The 20059-nt window shown below is 67.0% G+C and carries 18 protein-coding genes and 1 pseudogene; 9 read left to right on the forward strand and 10 right to left on the reverse strand.

Annotated features, from left to right (window positions below; genetic code table 11):
- Positions 1–54: 54 nt before the first annotated feature.
- Entirely contained in the window at positions 55–741 is a 687-nt protein-coding gene (locus tag ASF44_RS26695; protein ID WP_056902299.1) for a nitroreductase, read from the reverse strand.
- Positions 742–968: 227 nt separating this feature from the next.
- Between ASF44_RS26695 and ASF44_RS26700 the strand changes: the two genes are divergently transcribed.
- From ASF44_RS26700 to ASF44_RS26720, 5 genes are all read left to right on the forward strand, one after another.
- Complete coding sequence (locus ASF44_RS26700; RefSeq protein WP_056902300.1) at positions 969–2513, forward strand: acyl-CoA synthetase; 1545 nt, start codon at positions 969–971, stop codon at positions 2511–2513.
- Between the two features lie 56 nt (positions 2514–2569).
- Positions 2570–3550: a tripartite tricarboxylate transporter substrate binding protein gene (locus ASF44_RS26705; protein ID WP_162243874.1), complete on the forward strand. Its 981-nt coding sequence runs from the start codon at positions 2570–2572 to the stop codon at positions 3548–3550.
- Between the two features lie 127 nt (positions 3551–3677).
- Positions 3678–4448 (forward strand): SDR family NAD(P)-dependent oxidoreductase, encoded by a 771-nt coding sequence (locus ASF44_RS26710; protein WP_056902302.1) that lies wholly within the window; start codon positions 3678–3680, stop codon positions 4446–4448.
- 24 nt (positions 4449–4472) lie between these two features.
- Entirely contained in the window at positions 4473–5750 is a 1278-nt protein-coding gene (locus ASF44_RS26715) for an acyl-CoA dehydrogenase family protein (RefSeq protein ID WP_056902303.1), read from the forward strand.
- Between the two features lie 2 nt (positions 5751–5752).
- Positions 5753–6811, forward strand: coding sequence for a phosphotransferase family protein (locus tag ASF44_RS26720; protein WP_056902304.1), 1059 nt, complete (start codon positions 5753–5755; stop codon positions 6809–6811).
- 71 nt (positions 6812–6882) lie between these two features.
- Here the strand turns inward: ASF44_RS26720 and ASF44_RS26725 are convergent, their stop codons facing one another.
- The 6 genes from ASF44_RS26725 to ASF44_RS26750 are packed head-to-tail and all read right to left on the reverse strand — an operon-like array spanning position 6883 to position 12368.
- Positions 6883–7755 (reverse strand): CoA ester lyase, encoded by an 873-nt coding sequence (locus ASF44_RS26725; protein ID WP_056902347.1) that lies wholly within the window; start codon positions 7753–7755, stop codon positions 6883–6885.
- Entirely contained in the window at positions 7755–8480 is a 726-nt protein-coding gene (locus ASF44_RS26730) for a cysteine hydrolase family protein (RefSeq protein WP_056902305.1), read from the reverse strand. Before ASF44_RS26730 ends, ASF44_RS26725 begins: the two co-directional genes overlap by 1 nt.
- Positions 8477–9910 carry an amidase gene (locus tag ASF44_RS26735; protein ID WP_162243875.1) on the reverse strand — a complete coding sequence of 478 codons (1434 nt, stop codon included), beginning with the start codon at positions 9908–9910 and terminating at the stop codon, positions 8477–8479. The genes ASF44_RS26730 and ASF44_RS26735 overlap by 4 nt, the downstream gene beginning before the upstream one ends.
- Positions 9907–10161 carry a hypothetical protein gene (locus ASF44_RS32445; protein WP_056902307.1) on the reverse strand — a complete coding sequence of 85 codons (255 nt, stop codon included), beginning with the start codon at positions 10159–10161 and terminating at the stop codon, positions 9907–9909. The genes ASF44_RS26735 and ASF44_RS32445 overlap by 4 nt, the downstream gene beginning before the upstream one ends.
- Complete coding sequence (locus ASF44_RS26745) at positions 10158–11378, reverse strand: CaiB/BaiF CoA-transferase family protein (protein WP_082525066.1); 1221 nt, start codon at positions 11376–11378, stop codon at positions 10158–10160. Before ASF44_RS26745 ends, ASF44_RS32445 begins: the two co-directional genes overlap by 4 nt.
- 9 nt (positions 11379–11387) lie before the next feature.
- Positions 11388–12368 carry a tripartite tricarboxylate transporter substrate binding protein gene (locus tag ASF44_RS26750; protein WP_056902308.1) on the reverse strand — a complete coding sequence of 327 codons (981 nt, stop codon included), beginning with the start codon at positions 12366–12368 and terminating at the stop codon, positions 11388–11390.
- 122 nt (positions 12369–12490) lie between these two features.
- Between ASF44_RS26750 and ASF44_RS26755 the strand changes: the two genes are divergently transcribed.
- On the forward strand, positions 12491–13384 hold the full coding sequence (locus ASF44_RS26755; RefSeq protein ID WP_056902309.1) for a LysR family transcriptional regulator: 894 nt from the start codon (positions 12491–12493) through the stop codon (positions 13382–13384).
- A gap of 176 nt (positions 13385–13560) precedes the next feature.
- On the opposite strand, the pseudogene ASF44_RS33130 reads toward ASF44_RS26755, so the two are convergent.
- Positions 13561–13764: pseudogene (locus ASF44_RS33130) on the reverse strand (transposase domain-containing protein); the annotation flags it as partial.
- 174 nt (positions 13765–13938) lie between these two features.
- Complete coding sequence (locus ASF44_RS31330; RefSeq protein ID WP_082525068.1) at positions 13939–14379, reverse strand: SWIB/MDM2 domain-containing protein; 441 nt, start codon at positions 14377–14379, stop codon at positions 13939–13941.
- A 355-nt stretch (positions 14380–14734) separates the two neighbouring features.
- Here ASF44_RS31330 and ASF44_RS26765 point away from each other — a divergent pair, with 355 nt between their 5' ends.
- Positions 14735–15229: an Lrp/AsnC family transcriptional regulator gene (locus ASF44_RS26765; RefSeq protein ID WP_056902311.1), complete on the forward strand. Its 495-nt coding sequence runs from the start codon at positions 14735–14737 to the stop codon at positions 15227–15229.
- Here the strand turns inward: ASF44_RS26765 and ASF44_RS26770 are convergent.
- Positions 15216–16127, reverse strand: coding sequence for a DMT family transporter (locus ASF44_RS26770; RefSeq protein WP_082525077.1), 912 nt, complete (start codon positions 16125–16127; stop codon positions 15216–15218). The genes ASF44_RS26765 and ASF44_RS26770 overlap by 14 nt on opposite strands.
- Positions 16128–16518: 391 nt before the next feature.
- On the opposite strand from ASF44_RS26770, the gene aceA reads away from it, so the two are divergent.
- Together aceA and thrS are read left to right on the forward strand one after the other, a co-directional pair.
- Entirely contained in the window at positions 16519–17850 is a 1332-nt protein-coding gene (aceA, locus tag ASF44_RS26775) for an isocitrate lyase (RefSeq protein ID WP_056902313.1), read from the forward strand.
- 279 nt (positions 17851–18129) lie between these two features.
- Positions 18130–20037 (forward strand): threonine--tRNA ligase, encoded by a 1908-nt coding sequence (gene thrS / locus ASF44_RS26780; protein ID WP_056902314.1) that lies wholly within the window; start codon positions 18130–18132, stop codon positions 20035–20037.
- Positions 20038–20059 lie beyond the last annotated feature (22 nt).

Genomic DNA, 20059 nt, shown 5'->3' on the forward strand with positions numbered 1-20059 from the left:
GGTTCGTCTCTCGGGAAATGGCGGGTTCGGGAAGGGTGCGTCGGCCGTGCCGGCTCAGTCGGCCCACTGCACGGCATCGGCCAGCGGTGCGCGGATGGTGCGGAAGCGGTTGGCCGGATGCTCCGCGTCGGCAAAGCCGAAGGAGATGCCGCACACCAGGCGCCGGCTGTCGGGCAGTCCGAAGTGCGTGCGCACCAGCGGGCCGCGCGCGGCCAGGGCGGCCTGCGCGATGGTGGCGACGCCCAGGCTGGTGGCGGCCAGCAGGAAGTTGGCCACATAGGCGCCGCAGTCCACGGCGCCGTAGAGGCCGAGCGCCTCGTCGGTGGTGATCAGTGCGACGTGGGGTGCGCCGAAGAGGCGGAAGTTTTCCATCGCCTGCCGTGCCGATGCCGCGCGGTCGCCACGCGCGATGCCCACGCTGTCGTACAGCGCAAGGCCGCACTCGCGTCGCCGCTGCTGGTAGACGCCCTGGTACGCGCGCGGCCATGGAAAGTCGGGCGCGGCCGGTGCGCCTGCGTGGTCGAGCAGCAGTTGCCGCAAGCGCTCTGTCGCCTGGCCGCTGGTCACGGTCACCTGCCAGGGTTGCGCGTTGCACCACGAGGCGCTGCGCTGCGCCAGGGCCAGCATGCGCTCGATGGTGGCGCGCGGGACCGGATCCGGGCGGAACTGCCGGCAGCTGTGGCGCTGGGCCAGCAGGTCGTCCAGGTGCGTACTCTGGTGCGCGGGGTGGGTTGGGTTCATCGAACAGGCCGGATCGTTGCTGAAGAAATCTCATCATATTAAAGGTAGAACCAAAATAACAGAAGATCAGACTTCGGTCGTCGGACAGCGTGTCGGTGAGGGGTTGGGCCGGATGCACAGCATCACAAAGTCGTGCTAGTATTTTAAATGGTTGAACCATAAAAACTCGACGTGTGAAGGCTTTGCTTTCCGCTTTCCGAGACGTTCGCACCTACTCCAGAAGAGACATGACCCATCCCTCCACCGTTGCCCAGAAGCACCCGGACCGCCCCGCCGTCGTCATGGCCGGCAGTGGCAAGACGCTGCGTTTCGCCGAACTCGTCGCGCGCGCGAACCAGGGCGCGCACCTGATGCGTGCGCTCGGGCTCAAGTCCGGAGACCACCTCGCGGTCCTGATGGAGAACAACATCCGCTTCTACGAGGTCTACTGGGCCGCGATGAGTGCCGGCCTGTACTTCACGCCGATCAGCACGCACCTGAGCGCGGCCGAGGCGGCCTACATCGCCAACGATTGCGGCGCCCGCATGCTGGTGTCGTCGGCGGCGATGGGTGAGCTGGCCCAGCAGATGCCGGCGCTGTGCCCCGGCGTGCAGGACTTTCTTGCGGTCGATGCGGCCTTCGGCCCGTTCGCGCAATGGGACGAGGCCATCTCTTCCTGGCCCACAGCGCCGATCGCGGACGAGGTCGGCGGCCACAACATGCTGTATTCGTCGGGCACGACAGGCCAGCCCAAGGGCATCAAGGTGCCGTTCGCCAACAACCCGATCGGAGCGATGGTGCCCATCATGGCGCTGTTCGCGCAGACGCTGGGCTTTGACGAAGGCACGGTCTATCTGTCGCCCGCTCCGCTGTACCACGCGGCCCCGCTGGGCTTCAGCACCGCGGTGCAGCGCATGGGCGGCACGGTGGTGGTGATGGAGAAGTTCGATCCCGAAGCCTTCCTGGCGCTGGTGGAACGGTACCGCGTCACGCACACGCAGGTGGTTCCGACGATGTTCGTGCGCATGTTGAAGCTGCCGGACGCGGTGCGGGGCCGGTACGACCTGTCTTCGCTGAGGTGCGCGCTGCACGCCGCGGCACCTTGCCCTGTCGACGTCAAGCAACAGATGATCGACTGGTGGGGGCCGTGCATCGTCGAGCAGTACAGCGGCTCGGAAGGTTCGGGCTGCACGTTCATCACGTCCACCGAGTGGCTGTCGCACCGCGGTTCGGTGGGCAAGGCGTTGCTCAACACGGTGCGCATCGTCGGCGAAGCCGGCCAGCTGCAACCGCCGGGCGTTCCGGGAGCGATCTACTTCGAGGGCAGCCGCCGCTTCACCTACCACAACGACCCTGGCAAGACCGAGGGCGTGTTCAACGACAAGGGATGGTCGACGCTGGGCGATGTCGGCTACCTAGACGAGGACGGCTACCTCTACCTCACCGACCGCAAGGCCTACATGATCATTTCCGGGGGCGTGAACATCTACCCCCAGGAAGCCGAGGGCGTGCTGACGCTGCACCCCAAGGTGGTCGACGTGGCGGTGTTCGGCGTGCCGAACGCCGAGTTCGGCGAGGAGGTCAAGGCCGTGGTGCAGCCGGTGGACATGGCCGAGGCCGGCCCGGCGCTGGAGGCCGAACTGATCGCCCATTGCCGCGCGCGCCTCGCCGCGCTCAAGTGCCCGCGCAGCATCGATTTCGAGGCGCAGCTGCCGCGCCAGGACAACGGCAAGCTCTACAAGCGCCTGCTGCGCGACCGCTACTGGGCTGGGCGCAGCAACCGCCTGGTTTGACCATGGCGCGCAGTGCACGCCAGGTCGCCACGCCATTTCTTCCCCAGGAGACAACCATGCCCCTTCGATCCCGTCTCATGGTGCTGCTGACCACCGCCGTGGCGGCTGCCACGCTCATGGCCGTACCGGGCGCCCAGGCGCAGGACTACCCCACGCGCCCGATCACGCTGGTCGTGCCCTTTCCCGCGGGCTCTCCCGTCGATGCGATGGCGCGCGAGATCGGCGTGGACCTGCGCACAACCCTCGGCCAGCCGGTCGTGGTGGACAACCGTCCCGGCGCGAGTTCGCTCACCGGCACGCAATACGTCGCGCGCGCCGCACCCGACGGCTACACGCTGCTGTTGATGACCACCAGCCACCTGATCAACGCACAGCTGCAGCCCAAGCCGGGCTACGACCCGTTCGACAGCTTCGTGCCAGTCACCGAACTCATCAAGTCGCCCGTCGTGTTGGTGGTGCGCAGCGGGCTGCCCGTGGCGAACATGGCGCAGCTGGCGGCGTACGCCAAAACCCACCCGATGTCGTTTGCGACATGGGGCATCGGCTCCAACACCGACATCTATGGCGCCATGATTTCCGAGGCGATCGGGGCCGATCTGCTGCGTGTTCCGTACAAGGGCGAATCGCCGCTGGCCAACGACCTGCTGGGCGGCCAGGTCGACAGCGCGATGATGACCGTGGGCATGTACAAGGCACACGCCAAGGGCGGTGCGCTGCGTGCCTTGGCGGTCAACGGTCCGCAGCGGCTGTCGGCCTTCCCGGAGCTGCCCACGCTGCCCGAGTCCGGCGTGCCCGGACCGAGCGTCCTGGGCTTCGCCGGCATCCTCGTGCCGGCGGGCACGCCGGCGCCCATTGCGGACAAGCTGGCCGCCCACATCCAGCGGCACCTGCAGAAGCCGGACGTCAAGGCGCGGTGGAACGAGCTGTGGGGCTTCCAGGTTTCCTCGGTGCAGCGCGATGCGTTCGGCGCGCTGATGCGCAAGGATGCAGCGCGCTGGAGCGCGGCCATCCAGGCGGCCCACATCAAGCTGGATTGATGGGCCGTGGGCTGCCAAGGCCAAGTGCGCTGCGGGCTTGCCGTGGCTTCGCCGGTCGCAGACGGCTGATCACTCTTGCAGGCGCAGCCATGCGCCTTTCCCGCTGAGCCCATCACGAGCCAACGCCATGCCACCTGCCTCTGCAGCATTCCCATCGGCCGATCCGGCCATCCTGCGCTTCGAGGGCAAGCGCGTGCTCGTCGTCGGGGGATCCAGCGGCATCGGCAATGGCGTGGCCCAGGCATTCCGCACGGCCGGCGCCGAAGTGCATGTCTGGGGCACGCGTGCCCGCGCCGAAGACTACCGGCCCGAGGAAGGGTCGGACCTTGCCGGGCTGCGCTTCTCGCAGGTGGACGTGGGCGATGCGCAGGCCATCGCGGCATGGACGCCGCCCTTCGACGCGCTCGATGTGCTGGTTCTCTCGCAGGGCATCGTGGAATATGGCCGCGCCGAGTTCGGCGATGCGGCCTTTCGCCGCGTGGTCGAGGTCAACCTCAACAGCGTGATGAGCTGCTGCATGCACTTCCAGCCAGCGTTGAAGGCGGCGCGCGGTTCGGTCGTCGTGGTCAGCTCCATCTCGGGCTACAAGTCGTCGATCGGCAACCCGGCCTATGCGGCGTCCAAAGCCGGTGCGATCTCGCTCACGCGCACGCTGGGCGCTGCCATGGCCAGCGACGGCATCCGCGTGAACGGCATCGCGCCCGGGCTGGTCGCGACCAAGCTCACGCGGGCGACGACGCAGCATCCGAAGCGGCTGGCCTCGACCCTGCAGCGCATTCCGCTCAACCGTGTGGGCACGCCGCAGGACATCGCCGGTGTCGCGCTCTTTCTTGCTTCGCCGCTGGCTGCCTACGTGGCCGGACACACCATTCCCGTCGATGGCGGCCTGCACGCCTGAACATTTCTCCAGAAAGGAACACCCATGGCCTGGGACTTCGAAACCGATCCCCCATTCCAGCAGCAGCTCGACTGGGTCGACGCCTTCGTCCGCGAAGAGGTCGAGCCGCTCGAACACGTGCTCGTGAGCCCCTACGCAGTGCAGGACCCGCTGCGCAACAAACTGGTCAAGCCGCTGCAGCAGCGCGTGAAGGAGCGCGGACTCTGGGCCTGCCACCTCGGGCATGGATTGGGCGGGCCGGGCTATGGCCAGGTGAAGCTCGCGCTGCTCAACGAAATCCTGGGGCGCTCGTCCTTTGCGCCCACGGTGTTCGGTTGCCAGGCACCGGATTCGGGCAACGCCGAGATCCTGGCCCACTACGGCACGGAGGAGCAAAAGCGCACCTTGCTCGCCCCGCTGCTGGCCAACGACATCGTCTCGAGCTTTGCCATGACGGAGCCGCACGGCGGGTCCGATCCCACGCTCATCCGCACGACGGCGGAACGTGACGGCGACGCGTGGGTGCTGAACGGCCAGAAATGGTTCGCCTCCACCTCCAACTATGCGTCGTTCTTCATCACGGTGGCCGTGACCGATCCCGACGCGGCCCCACACCGACGCCTGTCGGCCTTCATCGTGCCGGCGGACGCGCCCGGCCTGCGGCACATCCGCGACGTGCACCTCGCGGGCCGAAAGCCGCAGGGCCACGCCCACGGCTACATCGGTTTCGAGAACGTGAGGCTGCAGGCCGACCAGATGCTGGGCGAGCGCGGCAACGCGTTCGAGGTGGCGCAGACGCGGCTCGGAGGAGGGCGCATCCACCATGCGATGCGCACCATCGGCGAAGCGCGCAAGGCGTTGGACATGATGCTGGAGCGTGCAGTCTCGCGGCGTTCGCGGCGCGGCAGCCTGGCCGACAAGCAACTGGTGCAGGCAATGGTCGCGGACTCGTGGATCCAGCTGGAGCAGTTCCGCCTGCTGGTGCTGCGCACGGCCTGGCTCATCGACAAGCACAACGACTACAAGAAGGTGCGCAAGGACATCTCCGCCGTCAAAGCGGCGATGCCCAGGGTGCTGCACGACATCGTGTCGCGTGCGATCCAGGTGCACGGGTCGCTGGGCGTGAGCAACGAGATGCCGTTCCTCGACCAACTGCTGGCCTCGTACGTGATGGGCCTGGCCGACGGGCCGACCGAAGTGCACCAGGTCACGCTCGCCAAGGAGTTGCTGGCCGCCGTGAAGCCGGCCGACGAGTCGTTTCCGAGCCAGCACCTGCCGGCGCTGCGCCGCAAGGCGCAGGAGCGTTACCGCGAGGTGCTGTGACCATGGCCGCCGCTTCGGCATCCGCCGGGCACGGGTCGCTGGTGGACACCGACCGCTTGCGCGGCTGGATGGACGGGCGCGGCATCGGCCACGGCGAGCTCACGCAGCGCCAGTGGCTCACGGGCGGCACACAGAACGTCCTGCTCCGCTTCGAGCGGGGCGGGCAGGGTTACGTGCTGCGCCGCCCGCCGCCCCACCCCCGGCCGGAGAGCAATGCGGCCATGTTGCGCGAGGCGCGCGTGCTGGGTGCGTTGGCGGGCAGCGGCGTGCCGCATCCCGAACTGGTCGCCGCGTGCGCCGACACCGAGGTGCTGGGCACGGCGTTCTTCCTGATGCGTGCGGTCGAGGGGTTCAATGCCGGAACTTCCGGTCTGCCGGCGCTGCACGCATCGCGCCCCGACATCCGCCGGCGCATGGGCATGGCCATGGCACAGGCCGCGGCGACGCTGGGCCGACTGGACCCCGAAGCGCTGGGACTGCAGGACTTCGGCCGGCCTCAGGGGTTCCTGACGCGGCAGGTGCAGCGGTGGGGCCGCCAGTTGGAGAGCTACACGCAGCATGCGGGTTGGCCGGGCCTGGCCGGGCTGCCGGACATCGGGCCGATCGCGCATTGGTTGCGTACCCACCAGCCGGCCGACACGGCACCCGGCGTGCTGCACGGTGACTTCCACTTGTCGAACGTCATGTTCCGCCATGACGGCGCCGAGCTGGCCGCCCTGGTGGACTGGGAGATGTCGACCGTGGGCGACCCGCTCGTCGACCTGGGCACGCTGCTCGCCACCTGGCCGCGGCCCGATGGTTCGCACCACATCACGAACAACATTGCGCCCTGGGACGGCTTCGCCGCAGCGCACGATCTGGTGGAGCACTACGCCTGCCACAGCCCGCGCGACCTGACGGCCTACCGCTGGTATGCGGTGCTGGCCTGCTACAAGCTCGCCATCGTGCTGGAGGGCACGCACGCGCGTGCACGCGCCGGGCTGGCGCCGGCGGCCACTGGCGAGCGGCTGCACAAGGCGGCCTGCGGCCTGCTTCTGCGGGCAACTCGATGGATCGAATGACGAATCTGTGGGCGGCATGGCCCGGAGCGTTGGCAGCGCGTTGCCGGGGGGACGCCATTGGCTCGCGGAGATCAGACCGGCAGCAGCCCGAGCCGTTCGGCCGCCGCAACCGTCTGGGTCGCGTGCGCGATGAAAGGGCCGTCCACCAACTTTCCATCGACCAGGAAGGCGCCCATGCCGTTGGACAGCGAAGCACGGGTTGCCTCCACCACCTTCACCGCATGTGCGATGTCCGCAGCCGTCGGGCGGAAGGCCTGGTTCGCCAGCGCGATCTGGCTGGGGTGGATGCAACTCTTGCCGGCAAAGCCGAGCCGGCGTGCCGCTTGTGCATCCGCCAGGTAGCCGTCCGGGTTCGCGACGTCGACATAGGCACCGTCGTACGCCGCCACGCCGGCTTCGCCCGCAGCCAGGCGCACGGCGAAGCGAACGGCCTGCACCGCAGCGGGTTCGCCCTGCACGATGCCCAGGGGTGCCAGCAGGTCGCCATAGCCGATCTGCAGGCCGATCACACGCGGATGCGCCGCGGCGATCTCGACCGCTCGCCGCACGCCGCGTGGCGATTCGATGTTGGCCAGGATGGAGATCGGCCGTTCGAGGCCGCGTTCCGCCTCGTGGCGCGCAATGGCCGCCACCGCATGCCTGACGGCATCGGGGCCGTCGAGCATCGGAAGGTTGACGACGTCGACACCGGCGCGCACCACGACGCCGATGTCGGTTTCGAAGTCCGGCGTGTCCACGGCGTTGACCCGCACCACGATGCCTTTTCCGCGCCCCTGCCAGCGCGGTGTGTCGGCCAGGAAGGCCGCCAGTGCCGCGCGCGCGCGGTCCTTGCTGGCGGGTTCGACCGCATCCTCGAGATCGAAGGACACCACGTCGGTTTGGCTGGCCATCGCCTTGGCGAACAGCTCGGGGCGGGACGCGGGCACGAACAGCTTGCTGCGCATCAGCATGTGCGGCCCTTCCTGGGTTGGGCGAAATGCGCCAGCACATCGGCCATCGGCACGACGTCGGCGAACTGCCGGTCCATGTCGAACAGCGAGATCGCATGCGAGACCGGGATGCGGTCGAACACCGCCTCGTGCGGGACGATGGCCCGGAAGTTGTATGACGCGGCATCGAACACGGTGGCGCGGATGCAGTTGCTGGTCGCGCCGCCGACGATGACCACCGTGTCGATGCCGCGCTCCACCAGGTAGCCGAGCAGCGGCGTGCCGTGGAAGCCGCTCGGCTTCTTCTTCACGAACACCACGTCGCCAGGGGCCGGCGAGAGTTCGGGCACCAGTTCGGCACCGACCGTGCCTTCGAGGCACCAGTGCGGGCTTTGCAGCAGGTCGCGCTTGCGGCGATAGACGCCGATGTCGGCGCCGTCGGCCGCGAGTTCGAAGCGGGTGAAGAAGCACGGGACGCCAGCGTCCTGCGCGGCGCGGACCAGTGTCGCGATGGCGGCGACCGACCGGCGGCCGATGTCGCCGCAACTCGACGGCCATTCGGCATCGCGGCCGGACTCGCCGACCATGTACTTCTGCGCGTCGATCACGACCACGGCAGTGCGTTCGCCGAAGCCCATGCGGCGCCCGAACTTGCCGCGTGCGAGCACGGTGCGGTCGGTTTCGGAAAGGTAGTCGGCCCAGGGCAGGGCGGCGGGCGAGGGTGTGGAGGGCGTGTTCATGGGAGGTTCGGGTTTGTGGGTCGGCGCTGCGTTAGAGGCGTCCAGCCGAGGTCGGCCGACAGCGCCTCGGCCATCGCCAGCAGCCGCGCCTCGCCGAGCGGGCGTCCGACCAACTGCATGCCGATGGGCATGCCATTGCTGTCGAGCCCGATCGGCATGTTCAGTACCGGCACGCCGAGGTAGTTGAAGGGGCGTGTCAGCGCCGTGAGCGATGCGACGACGCCGAAGACGCGGCCCGGGGCTTCGACGTCGGCTTCGGCACGCGTTGGCACCAGCACCGGCATGGTGGGCAGCATCAGCACGTCGGCCTGACCGAGCGGACCGCGGACGAAGTCCGCCAGGACGCGCGCCCGCACGGTCAGGGCTTCGAGATAGCGCACGGCCGGCACATGGAGGCCGGGCTCGGTCCGCGAATAGACCGCCTGCGAATAGGCCTGGGGATGTGCGCGCATCCAGGGACCGTGCAAGGTCGCGGCCTCGACCTTGGAGAAGACATCGGCCATGGCATAGCAGGCATCGAGCGTCTCGAAGGCCACGCACGGCGCGGCGCCATAGCGCGCCGAGGCGACGCCGACCGCATGCGCGAACGCCGCTTCGACCTCGGGATGCAGGGCAACGCGCTCGGTCACCAGCACGCCGATGCGGCTGCCTTGGGCCGCGCCGGGCAGTGCGGCCAGGTAGTCGGGAACCGGCGCGGGCAGGCTGGTCGCGTCGGCGATGTCGTGGCCCGCGATCGCCTGCAGCAGCAGCGCGCAGTCGCGTGCAGTGCGGGCGAGCGGGCCGACGCATTCCAGCGAGAAGGCACGCGGGAAGCAGCCGCTGCGCGAGACGCGTCCATAGGTCGGCTTGAGCCCGAACAGCCCGTGCATGGACGACGGCAGCCGGATGGATCCGCCGGCGTCGGAGCCGAGCGAGCCATGCACGATGCCGGCGGCGACGGCGGAGCCCGAGCCGCTCGACGAGCCACCGGAAATGCGATCCGGATCCCAGGCATTCCGGCAATCGCCGAAGTGCGGGTTCTGGCCGGTCGGTCCGGCCACCATCTCGCTGAGGTGGAGCGCGCCGATGTCGACGGCGCCGGCCGCGGCCAGGCGCTCAAGTGTTTCGGCGCGCCGCTGGCCTGGCATGAGGCCAGGCATGCGCGAACCGAGGGTGATGGTCTCGCCAGGGCGTTCGAAGCAGTCCTTGTGCGCGAGCGGGATGCCGTGCAGCGGCCCGCGCCATCGGCCGGCCATGGCTTCGCGGTCGAGCGCCCGGGCCTCGGCCAGTGCTTGGTCGGCACGCATGCGCACGAAGGCGTTGACGCGTGCCTGTCCGGCGTCGGCGCGCTGCAGTGCCGCGCGTGTGAGCTGTTCGGATGTCACCGCGCCCGCGCGCAATCCGGCGGCGGCGTCGGTCAACGGCGCATCTAGGAGGGCATCGGCACTCATGCCGCCACCCCGTTGGTCGAGTCCGCCAGGGCCACCAGGGCGTGCAGGTAGGCGCCGGGCGGATCGCTGCAGGGCAGGTGCGGTTCGACGGCGGTCTGTACCGCATCGTTCAGGCGCAGCACCTCGGCGGCAATGCGCACGCTCTCGGTGCGCGAGACGATGTGGTGCAGGCGCTCGGCCGTCCCGGCGAGCGCCGCCTGCATGGCGTCGAGGTCCGCCGGACCGGCAGTGGGCACAGGCGGCTTGTTCATCCCAGCACCCCGGCCGCGCGCAGCCCTGCGATGTCGTCGGCGCTGTAGCCATGGCGCCCGAGCAGTTGCTCGGCGTGCTCGCCGAGTACGGGTGCAGCGCGGGGTGCCGGCGGCTCGGCACCGCCGAAACGGATCGCGCGCGTCAGGCCGCGGTAGCGCCCGAGGAGCGGATGCGCGAAGGTCTCGACCATGTGCTCGGCCTGGACCTGCGGGTGGTCGAACATGTCCTCGATGGTGCGCGCCGCCGCGCACGGGACGCGCTCGCCGAAGAGGGCTTCCCATTCGATTGCGGTGCGCGCCGCAAGCGCTTCGCGCAGCCGCGGGACGAGCTCGTCGGCATGTTGCGCCCGCAGCCGCACGCTGGCGTAGCGCGGGTCGGCGGCAAGTTCGGGCAGCCCGGTGAGTTCGCACAGCGCCGCCCAGAAATGGGGCGTGTTCGCGGAGAGGTACAGGCTGCCCTGCCGGGTCGGATGCAGCCCGGTGATGCCGCCGGAGCGCATGTCGCGGCTGATGTCCCGGGGCTCGCCTTCGGCCCACACCATGCGTGCAGACTGCATCGCCAGTGCGCTGCGCAGCAGCGACACGGCGACATATTGCCCGGTGCCGGTTCGCTCCCGCTGGAACAGCGCCGACGCGATGCCCGCGGCCAGCAGCGATGCCGCGTAGTAATCGACCACCGAGCCATAGACGATCTGCGGCGCATCGGCCGTGCCCTGCATCGCGCAGATGCCGGTCAGGGTCTGCAGCACCTGGTCGTAGCCGGCCTTGCTGCTCGCGGGGCCATGGTCGCCATAACCCGTCAGCGCGCAGCAGACGAGCCGGGGATGGGCCTTGTGCAGCGTCGGCCAGTCGACGCCCAGGCGCTCCGGCACGCCCGGGCGGAAGTTGTGCACCAACACATCCGCTTCGCCCAGCAGGCGTTCGAGCACGGCCCGGCCTTCCGGCTTCTTCAGGTCGATCGCCAGACCCAGCTTGCCGCGGTTCACGCCGACGAAGGCACGCCCTTCGGCCGCCAGCGTCGAGGGGTAGTGCCGAAGGTTGTCGCCGCCCGGCGGCTCGATCTTGACGACCTCGGCGCCCTGGTCGGCCAGCAGCGTGCAGCCATAGGGGCCCGCGATGTAGGCGCTGAGATCGAGCACGCGCACGCCGCAGAGCGGGCCGGCGGGCGCGTCAGTGGCGGCGAGCGAGGGGAGGGGAGGCGGGATTTTCGTGGTCAATGTCTTTCCTTATTGCGGTGTGATGCCGGCGCGCCGGGCGGTGTCGGTCCAGCGCTGCACATCGGTCACGAGAAGCTGTTGCAGAACGTCCGGGGTCGAAGGGTCGGCCGCCGCGCCGGCGGACTTGAGGAAGGTCGCGAATTCCGGCTGTGCCACGGCGACGCCGATTTCCTTGTTCAGGCGGTCCCGGATCGCGGTGGGCATGCCCTTGGGGCCGAAGGCGCCCCACCAGACGTCGACCACGTAGGCCAGCCCCGTCGCTTCCTTCACGGTCGGCACCTGCGGGTAGTCGGCGTTGCGCTTCTCGCTGGTGAAGGCCAGCATTGGCAGCTTCTCGGCGGGCGTGCCGCGGATCGAGGCGATGGTGGTGATCACGACGTCCAGGCGGCCGGCGATGAGGTCCATCTGGGCCGGTGAGATGCCCTTGTAGCCGACCGGTTCCATCTTCAGGCCGGCCACGTTGCTGAGCAGCTCTGTGGCGAGCTGGGTGCTGTCGCCCAGCCCGGCGCTGCCGTAGTTGATCTTGCCGGGGTTCGCCTTGGCATAGGCGATGAACTCGCCCATGGTCTTGGCCGGGAAGCCGTCGCGCGTGAGCACGACGAAGGGTGCGCTTGCTACGCGCGAGATCGGCACGAAGGCCGTGAGCGGGTCGTACGGCGTCTTCTGCACCGCCGCCGTGGTGGCGAGCGAACCGGAGACGAAAAGCAGCGTGTAGCCATCGGCCGGCGCGGTCGCGACCACGTTCGAGCCGACGGTGCTGCCGCCGCCGGCGCGGTTGTCGACGACAACCGACTGGCCCAGCGATGTCGACAGCTGCATGGCCAGCCGACGCGCGATGACATCGTTGCTGCCGCCAGGCGCGAACGGCACCACGAGGCGGATCGGCTTGCTTGGCCACGGGTCGGCGGCATGGGCCGGCATGCCGCCGACGGCCAGCAGGGCGGCGGGGGCGGCAAGGGAGAAATAGCGATGGAACTGTCTGCGGCGCATGGAGGGCCTTTCAAAGCTTCGGTGAAGTTGGAAAGCAGCGTCCATGCAATATCGATGCCCTTCAACCAAAAGCAAAACGACGTTTCGTCAACGGGGAAGTGAGTTTTTCTTATGATTCGGCGATGAAGATCGAAACGCTCCGCAGCTTCCAGGCTGTGCTTGCCACCGGCAGCTTCGCAGGCGCCGCGAAGCAGCTCAACCTCACGCCGAGTGCGGTGAGCCTGCAGATGAAGCAACTCGAGGAGTACTTCGGCCAGATCCTTTTCGACCGCTCCACCCGCACGGCGCTGCCGACGCCCTTCGCACTCGCGTCCGCCCTGCCTCTCGCGCAGTCGATGGCGCTGATCGATGGGTTGCGCAACCCACGTGCGCTGTCGGCGACCGGCATTGTTCGGCTCGGCGTCATCGCCAGCATCGAGAAGAGCGTGCTGCCTCGGACCCTGCGCCTGTTGCAGGCCGAGCATCCAGCGTTGGCGGTGCGGATGAGCCTGGATGTGTCGGGCGCGCTGGTGGACTCGGTCAAGGCCGGGCGCATCGACGCTGCAGTGGCCGTTCGGCCGCAGTCGGGGGGGTCGACCCGCCTGCACTGGTGCGACCTCATGCGCGAGTCGTTCGTGCTGCTGGCACCGCCCTTGTCGCTCGGCGGCAGCCCGGACGGTACGCCGGCGCAGCTGCTCGAACGCCTTCCGTGGATCCGCTACGACACCAAGCTCACCGGTGGCCGCATCGCCGCTGCCTACGTGCGGCGCATCTGTGCCAGCCCGAAGCCGGGCTTCGAGATCACGTCAACCGACGCGATCATGGCCATGGTGGCCGAGGGCCTGGGGGTGTCGGTGGTGCCGCGCCCGCGCGCCACCATGCTGGCGTCGTACGCCGTGCGACTGGTCGAACTCGGCCCGCACGCGCCGTCACGCCAGATCGCCCTGGTCGCCCGCAGCGGCGATGCAGAGGATCGGCGCGTGCTGGCTGTTGCCCATGCGCTGCGTCGCGCTGCCGCGTCGACTGTGCTGTCCTGAGGTGCTTTGGCAGGGGGTGTTGCTGACCGCTGGAGAGAGCGTGCGTGCAGCCAGCCGTTCAGGACGCAGCGCATCGGGCGCCGAAAGCGTCGTCTTCGGCGACAAGCCCGGCTGGCATCTTCTTTGGCGGGAACTTGCTGCGTGTGGTGCGGCCTTGTCCGTACGCTGGCACTGGGGACGGGCAGCGCTTGCCCATCCAAGGTCGGCGCCATCTCGTGCACCACCTGCGACGGCGCCATCTGGCGGAACAAGGCCAGCCCGATCACCAGCCACACGGCATGTTCGGCCGGCGCCTTGCACCGCCGGACCGACGCCTTGCCAGTGGCTTGCAGTGCCTGCTCCATCCAGGCGGGGTCGATCAGTGCGTTCAGAGCAGCCATGCCGCCCGCGGGCAGCTCGGGCAAGGTCTCATGGCGGGTGGTTTGCGGCAGGCCAGACCAAAGAAAAAAGGGAACGTGGTGAACACGTTCCCTTGTTAGAGGCCTTCAGCTTGCCTGGGCTCCACTGAATGGCATTGCGGCAGTGCCGGCCTTTGCGCAAGGCGGCAGACCGTCTTACTTGAGGTGCTTGCCGATCAGGCCAGCCATTTCGAACATGGACACCTGGGCCTTGCCGAAGACTTCCTTCAGCTTGGCGTCGGCGTTGATCATGCGCTTGTTGACTGCGTCCTGCAGCTTGTTCTTCTTGATGTAGACCCACAGCTTGCTGACCACCTCGGTGCGGGGCACCGGCGTTGCGCCGACCACCGCAGCCAGCTCGGCGCTGGGCGTCAGGGCCTTCATGAAGGCGGCGTTGACGGCGCGCTTCTTGGCGGGTGCTGCAGCTTTCTTGGCCGGAGCGGCCTTCTTGGCGGGTGCGGCGGCCTTCTTGGCCGGAGCCGCAGCCTTCTTTGCAGGTGCAGCGGCCGTCTTCGCCGCCGGAGCCTTCTTCGCAGCAGCCGGAGCTGCCTTTGCCGGAGCCGCTTTTTTCGCGGGCGCTTTCTTCGCAGTTGCCATGATTGAGATTCCTTTTTGGTGTTGCGTTGTCACCAGCGAAAAAAACCTTCCTCACTGGCAGAGCGGATGCTAATGGAGAAGAAACGCCTTTCCAAGAGAGAAGAAGGCTTTTTCGCTCTGCGCGGCGCGGATTTCTTGCCTGGATGTGGCGGCACGCGCGGGCCATCTGGACCATGTGTTGCAGCATGTGCCGCAAGGTGCTGGCCCAGCGTTCCGTCGGTGGTTGCGCAGCACCGCAGTTGCACAGTTGGGGAACGATGCCGGTGCGATTTTGGTCGCGGAATGAAAATCCGCCGATGATTTAATTTTAGATAAGTAATATTGTCTTCTACTTGAATTTCAGAAAGAATTGTTGATGCTTGCTGAAGCCCACGCCCTCGACGCCTATGACGACAAGATCCTTGCGGAGCTGCAGGGGGATGCCCGAATGACCATGGCAGAGCTTGGCCGCAGGGTGCATCTGAGCCAGCCGGCGGTGACAGAACGTGTGCGAAAGCTCGAGATCGCCGGTGTCATCAAGGCCTATCGCGCAGAGGTCGATCTGTCGCGTCTTGGCTACGGTATCCGTGCACTCGTGCGGGTCGGGCGCGCCGAGTACGCGCGTGTGGTCAAGCTCGTCGAGCAGACGCCCGAAGTCATCAATGCCTTCAACGTGACCGGTGAAGACAGCTGGGTGCTCGAGATCGCGGTGATCGATGTGCCGCATCTCGATGCGGTGGTCAGCAAGTTCTGCGTGCTGGCAGACACGTCCACGTCCATCGTGCTGAACGCACCGCGCGAGCATGCGCCGGTGCTGCCCGCGCGGCAGGAGAACGTGCGCCCGGCGGCGCACCGACTCAAAGATCGTTGACCGTGCGGCTTGGCAGGGTGGCGAGGGCCACGCCGGCCAGGGCGATCAGCAGGGCCAGCACCTCCAGTGCGCCCATGCTCTCGCCGAGTGCCAGCACGCCGGTCAACGCAGCGCTCACGGGCAGCAGCACGCTGAACACGCCCGCCTGCGCCGCGGGGATGGCACGCAGGCCCGTCATCCAGAGCCACACCGTCCAGATGCTGGCAGCCAACGCATAGAACACCAGCAAAACCCACAGCCCGGCGTCGATGGCGCCAAAGTCGAATTGCGCGGCCAGGTGCAGCCCGAACGGCGTCGCCAGCACCAGCCCCCAGAGGTTGATCAGCGCACTGATGCGCTTGGGCCCGAGGCTGCCGGTGAGCTTCTTGCCGATGACGGCGTAGGCGGCTTCGCACAGCACGGCGGCGAACAGCAGCAGGTGGCCCCACAGCGCGTTGCCTTGGGCGCTGCTGCCCGGTGCGCCATGGCCGGGCCTGGCGATGCCGAGCAGGCCGATGCCGACCACGGCGCAGGCGACGGCCGCCCAGGCGCGGCTGGTCACGCGTTCGCGCAAGAGCAGCCAACTGGCAATGGCCACGGCGGCTGGAATGGCCGCCATGACCACACCTGCCGACACGGCGCTGGTCATGCTGACGCCGTAGATCATGCAGATCGAGAACAGGAAGTTGCCGAGGAAGGATTCCAGGAACACGAGGCGGCGGACGCTGCGCGGCATGGACGGTTCGTGGGCAGGCTTGCGCAGCCACGGCAGCATGGCCACGGCAGCGATGCCGAAGCGCAGCCATGCCAGCAGCAGCACCGGGAATGCCGCTGCCAGCGGCTTGGACAGCGCGACATAGCTGCCAACCAACGCCATGCTGGCGGCAAGGCAAGCGCTGGCGGCCAGGCGGCTCGGCATGGTGTTCACAGGGCTCCTCATCTTTTTGGGCAAGCCGCGCATCATGTCTTACGCGCCGCGCTGGTGACCTCACGCTTGCGCCTTGCCCGCTCGTGATCCAGGTGCACGGTGGCGCGCGGGGCGACTGCGCGCTGATGCGGGATGGGGCAGGGTGGCCGTAAATTGCTGCAGTGCACGATCAAAAACCTTATTCCGCAATACGAAAAATTTAAGCCGTGCAGTTTCGGAGATGCTTTTGCAATGGAGATTTAAATTTTTTAATGTGGGATGTCATAGATAAGCCATTGATTTTTATCTATTTAATTTATGTCTTATATAAGACATATGAGAAAAACGTGTCTTATATAAGACATAGAATCTGCTCATCCCATCAACGCTCCGGAGAGATCCCATGCCCCAATCCCTGACCGAACAACTCAGCCGTGACCAGCAGATCGCTGCCCTCGAAAAAGACTGGGCGACCAATCCGCGCTGGAAGGGTGTCAAGCGCGGCTACAGCGCAGCCGACGTGGTTCGCCTGCGCGGTTCGCTGCCCATCGAGTACACGCTGGCCAAGCGCGGTGCCGACAAGCTGTGGGAAAAGATCAACGGTGGCGCCAAGAAGGGCTACGTGAACGCATTCGGCGCCATCTCCGCTGGCCAGGCCATGCAACAGGCCAAGGCGGGCCTGGAGGCTGTGTACCTGTCGGGCTGGCAGGTGGCCGCGGACGGCAACACCTCCGAGACCATGTACCCCGACCAGTCGCTGTACGCATACGACTCCGTGCCGACCATGGTTCGCCGCATCAACAACACCTTCAAGCGCGCCGACGAAATCCAGTGGGGCCGTGGCATCGAGCCGGGCAACAAGGACTTCATCGACTACTTCCTGCCCATCGTGGCCGATGCCGAAGCCGGCTTCGGCGGCGTGCTGAACGCGTTCGAACTCATGAAGAACATGATTGCGGCCGGCGCCGCGGGCGTGCACTTCGAAGACCAGCTGGCGGCCGTCAAGAAGTGCGGCCACATGGGTGGCAAGGTGCTGGTTCCCACGCATGAAGCTTGCGAGAAGCTGATCGCGGCGCGCTTCGCTGCCGACGTGATGGGCGTTTCCACCATCGTGCTGGCGCGCACCGATGCAGAAGCGGCGAACCTGATCACCTCCGACCACGATGCCAACGACAAGCCATTCCTGACCGGCGAACGCACGCAAGAGGGCTTCTACCGCGTCAAGAACGGCCTGGAGCAAGCCATCAGCCGCGGCGTGGCCTACGCACCCTATGCCGACCTGGTGTGGTGCGAGACCGGCACCCCGGACCTGGGCTTCGCTCGCGAGTTCGCGCAGGCCGTGCATGCCAAGAGCCCGGGCAAGCTGCTGTCGTACAACTGCTCGCCGTCGTTCAACTGGAGGAAGAACCTGGACGACAAGACGATTGCCAAGTTCCAGGACGAGCTGTCTGCGCTGGGCTACAAGTACCAGTTCATCACGCTGGCTGGCATCCACGTCAACTGGTACAACACGTTCAAGTTCGCCCACGCCTACGCGCGCGGTGAAGGCATGAAGCACTACGTCGAGATGGTGCAGGAGCCGGAGTTCGCTGCGCGCGAACAGGGCTACACCTTCGTGTCGCACCAGCAGGAAGTCGGCGCCGGCTACTTCGACGACGTGACCACCGTGATTCAGGGTGGCTCGTCCAGCGTCAAGGCGCTGACCGGCTCGACCGAGGAAGAGCAGTTCCACTGATTCCGGTAAGGTCCGGAGACTAGGCCCCGGCAGGAAACTGCCGGGGTTTTTTTGACGTTCGGGCCGCTAGAATGCGCGCTTTGCTTCCACGAACAAGGGCGAGAAAGGCATGCTGGTTATGACACCGCGAACTACGACGGAGACCTCCACCGGCCCGTCCACTGGACGTTAGGGCCGACCGTTCGCGTCTGCCTGCCTGCATCTCCACCAGAAAAGCGCGGACTCGTTCCGCGCTTTTTTGTTGGCGCATCCCTCACCACCCCGATGAGCATTGAACCCATGATCCACATCACGCTTCCCGACGGTTCGCGGCGCGAATTTCCCGGTCCCGTCACGGTGGCCGAAGTTGCAGCGTCGATCGGCGCCGGCCTGGCCAAGGCGGCCCTGGCCGGCAAGATCGACGGCAAGGTCGTCGACACCAGCTACCAGATCACGGCGGACAGCCCGCTGTCCATCGTGACGGCCAAGGACGCCGATGGCCTGGACGTGATCCGCCATTCGACGGCCCACTTGCTGGCCTATGCCGTCAAGGAGTTGTTCCCGGAGGCCCAGGTCACCATCGGCCCGGTCATCGAGAACGGCTTCTACTACGACTTCTCCTACAAGCGTCCCTTCACGCCGGAGGATTTGCTCGCCATCGAGAAGAAGATGGGGGAACTGGCTGCCAAGGACGAGACCGTGACGCGCCGTGTGCTGCCACGCGACGAGGCCGTGGCGCACTTCAAGAGCCTGGGCGAGCACTACAAGGCCGAGATCATCGCCAGCATCCCGGCCAACGAAGACGTGTCGCTGTACCGTGAGGGGCATTTCGAGGACCTGTGCCGCGGGCCGCACGTGCCCAGCACGGGCAAGCTGCGCTTCTTCAAGCTCATGAAGGTCGCTGGTGCCTATTGGCGCGGCGACCACCGCAACGAGATGCTGCAGCGCATCTACGGCACGGCCTGGGCCACGAAAGACGAACTGCAGCAATACCTCACGATGCTCGAGGAGGCCGAGAAGCGCGACCACCGCAAGCTGGGCCGCGAGCTCGATCTTTTCCACATCGACGACCATGCCCCAGGCATGGTGTTCTGGCATCCCAAGGGCTGGGCCCTGTGGCAGGAGGTGGAGCAGTACATGCGCCGCGTCTACCGCGACAACGGCTACGAGGAGGTCAAGGGCCCGCAGATCCTGGACAAGGGACTGTGGGAAAAGACGGGCCATTGGGACAAGTACCGCGAGAACATGTTCGTCACAGAGTCGGAGAAGCGCGACTACGCGCTCAAGCCGATGAACTGCCCCGGCCACATCCTGATCTTCAAACAGGGCATCAAGAGCTACCGGGATCTGCCGCTGCGCTACGGCGAGTTCGGCAACTGCCACCGCAACGAGCCCACGGGTGGACTGCACGGCATCATGCGCGTGCGGGGCTTCACGCAGGACGACGGGCACATCTTCTGCACGGAAGACATGATCCAGGGCGAGGTGACGGCGTTCACGACGCTGCTGCAGAAGGTCTACAAGGACTTCGGCTTCACGGAGATCCTCTACAAGCTGTCGACGCGGCCGGAAAAGCGCATCGGCACCGAGGAAAGCTGGGACCGTGCCGAAGCCGCGCTGGCCGATGGCCTGCAGGCATCGGGCTGTGCGTTCGAATACTTGCCAGGCGAGGGCGCTTTCTACGGCCCCAAGATCGAGTACGTGCTGAAGGACGCGCTGGGCAGGCAGTGGCAGTGCGGCACGATCCAGGTCGATCCGAACTTGCCCGAGCGGCTGGACGCTGATTTCGTCGGCGAGGATGGCGCGCGCCACCGGCCCATCGTGCTGCACCGCGCGATCGTTGGCAGCCTGGAGCGGTTCATTGGCATCCTGATCGAACAGCACGCCGGCGCATTGCCTGCGTGGCTCGCTCCGAAGCAGGTTTCCGTCCTCAACATCACGGATGGACAGGCCGACTACGCCCGGACTGTTGCCAAAACGCTGCTGGATCAAGGGTTTAGGGTGGAGCTTGATCTGCGCAACGAGAAGATTACCCGTAAAATACGGGAGCATTCGATGCAAAAGCTTCCTTACATCCTTGTCGTGGGCGACAAAGAACGGGAAGCCGGTGCCGTCGCAGTGCGTGCCCGAGGCAATCTGGACCTCGGCGTGATGCCGCTACAGGACTTCCAAGCGAAGCTTGCCGGTGACATCGCTTCCAAGGTGTGATCCGGGGTCAGGCAAGACCCCT

It is taken from the genome of Pseudorhodoferax sp. Leaf274 (assembly GCF_001422445.1).
Classification (GTDB): domain Bacteria; phylum Pseudomonadota; class Gammaproteobacteria; order Burkholderiales; family Burkholderiaceae_C; genus Pseudorhodoferax.

Excerpts from the sequence above, each read along its gene's own strand:
- ASF44_RS31330 (WP_082525068.1), bottom strand. The coding sequence starts at position 14,379 with ATGGCAACTGCGAAGAAAGCGCCCGCGAAAAAAGCGGCTCCGGCAAAG.
- ASF44_RS32445 (WP_056902307.1), bottom strand. The coding sequence starts at position 10,161 with ATGAACAAGCCGCCTGTGCCCACTGCCGGTCCGGCGGACCTCGACGCC.
- ASF44_RS26765 (WP_056902311.1), top strand. The coding sequence starts at position 14,735 with ATGCTTGCTGAAGCCCACGCCCTCGACGCCTATGACGACAAGATCCTT.
- ASF44_RS26725 (WP_056902347.1), bottom strand. The coding sequence starts at position 7,755 with ATGCGCAGCAAGCTGTTCGTGCCCGCGTCCCGCCCCGAGCTGTTCGCC.
- ASF44_RS26715 (WP_056902303.1), top strand. The coding sequence starts at position 4,473 with ATGGCCTGGGACTTCGAAACCGATCCCCCATTCCAGCAGCAGCTCGAC.
- ASF44_RS26700 (WP_056902300.1), top strand. The coding sequence starts at position 969 with ATGACCCATCCCTCCACCGTTGCCCAGAAGCACCCGGACCGCCCCGCC.
- aceA (WP_056902313.1), top strand. The coding sequence starts at position 16,519 with ATGCCCCAATCCCTGACCGAACAACTCAGCCGTGACCAGCAGATCGCT.
- ASF44_RS26735 (WP_162243875.1), bottom strand. The coding sequence starts at position 9,910 with ATGAGTGCCGATGCCCTCCTAGATGCGCCGTTGACCGACGCCGCCGCC.
- ASF44_RS26730 (WP_056902305.1), bottom strand. The coding sequence starts at position 8,480 with ATGAACACGCCCTCCACACCCTCGCCCGCCGCCCTGCCCTGGGCCGAC.
- ASF44_RS26705 (WP_162243874.1), top strand. The coding sequence starts at position 2,570 with ATGCCCCTTCGATCCCGTCTCATGGTGCTGCTGACCACCGCCGTGGCG.
- thrS (WP_056902314.1), top strand. The coding sequence starts at position 18,130 with ATGATCCACATCACGCTTCCCGACGGTTCGCGGCGCGAATTTCCCGGT.
- ASF44_RS26720 (WP_056902304.1), top strand. The coding sequence starts at position 5,753 with ATGGCCGCCGCTTCGGCATCCGCCGGGCACGGGTCGCTGGTGGACACC.
- ASF44_RS26710 (WP_056902302.1), top strand. The coding sequence starts at position 3,678 with ATGCCACCTGCCTCTGCAGCATTCCCATCGGCCGATCCGGCCATCCTG.
- ASF44_RS26695 (WP_056902299.1), bottom strand. The coding sequence starts at position 741 with ATGAACCCAACCCACCCCGCGCACCAGAGTACGCACCTGGACGACCTG.
- ASF44_RS26750 (WP_056902308.1), bottom strand. The coding sequence starts at position 12,368 with ATGCGCCGCAGACAGTTCCATCGCTATTTCTCCCTTGCCGCCCCCGCC.
- ASF44_RS26770 (WP_082525077.1), bottom strand. The coding sequence starts at position 16,127 with ATGCCGAGCCGCCTGGCCGCCAGCGCTTGCCTTGCCGCCAGCATGGCG.
- ASF44_RS26755 (WP_056902309.1), top strand. The coding sequence starts at position 12,491 with ATGAAGATCGAAACGCTCCGCAGCTTCCAGGCTGTGCTTGCCACCGGC.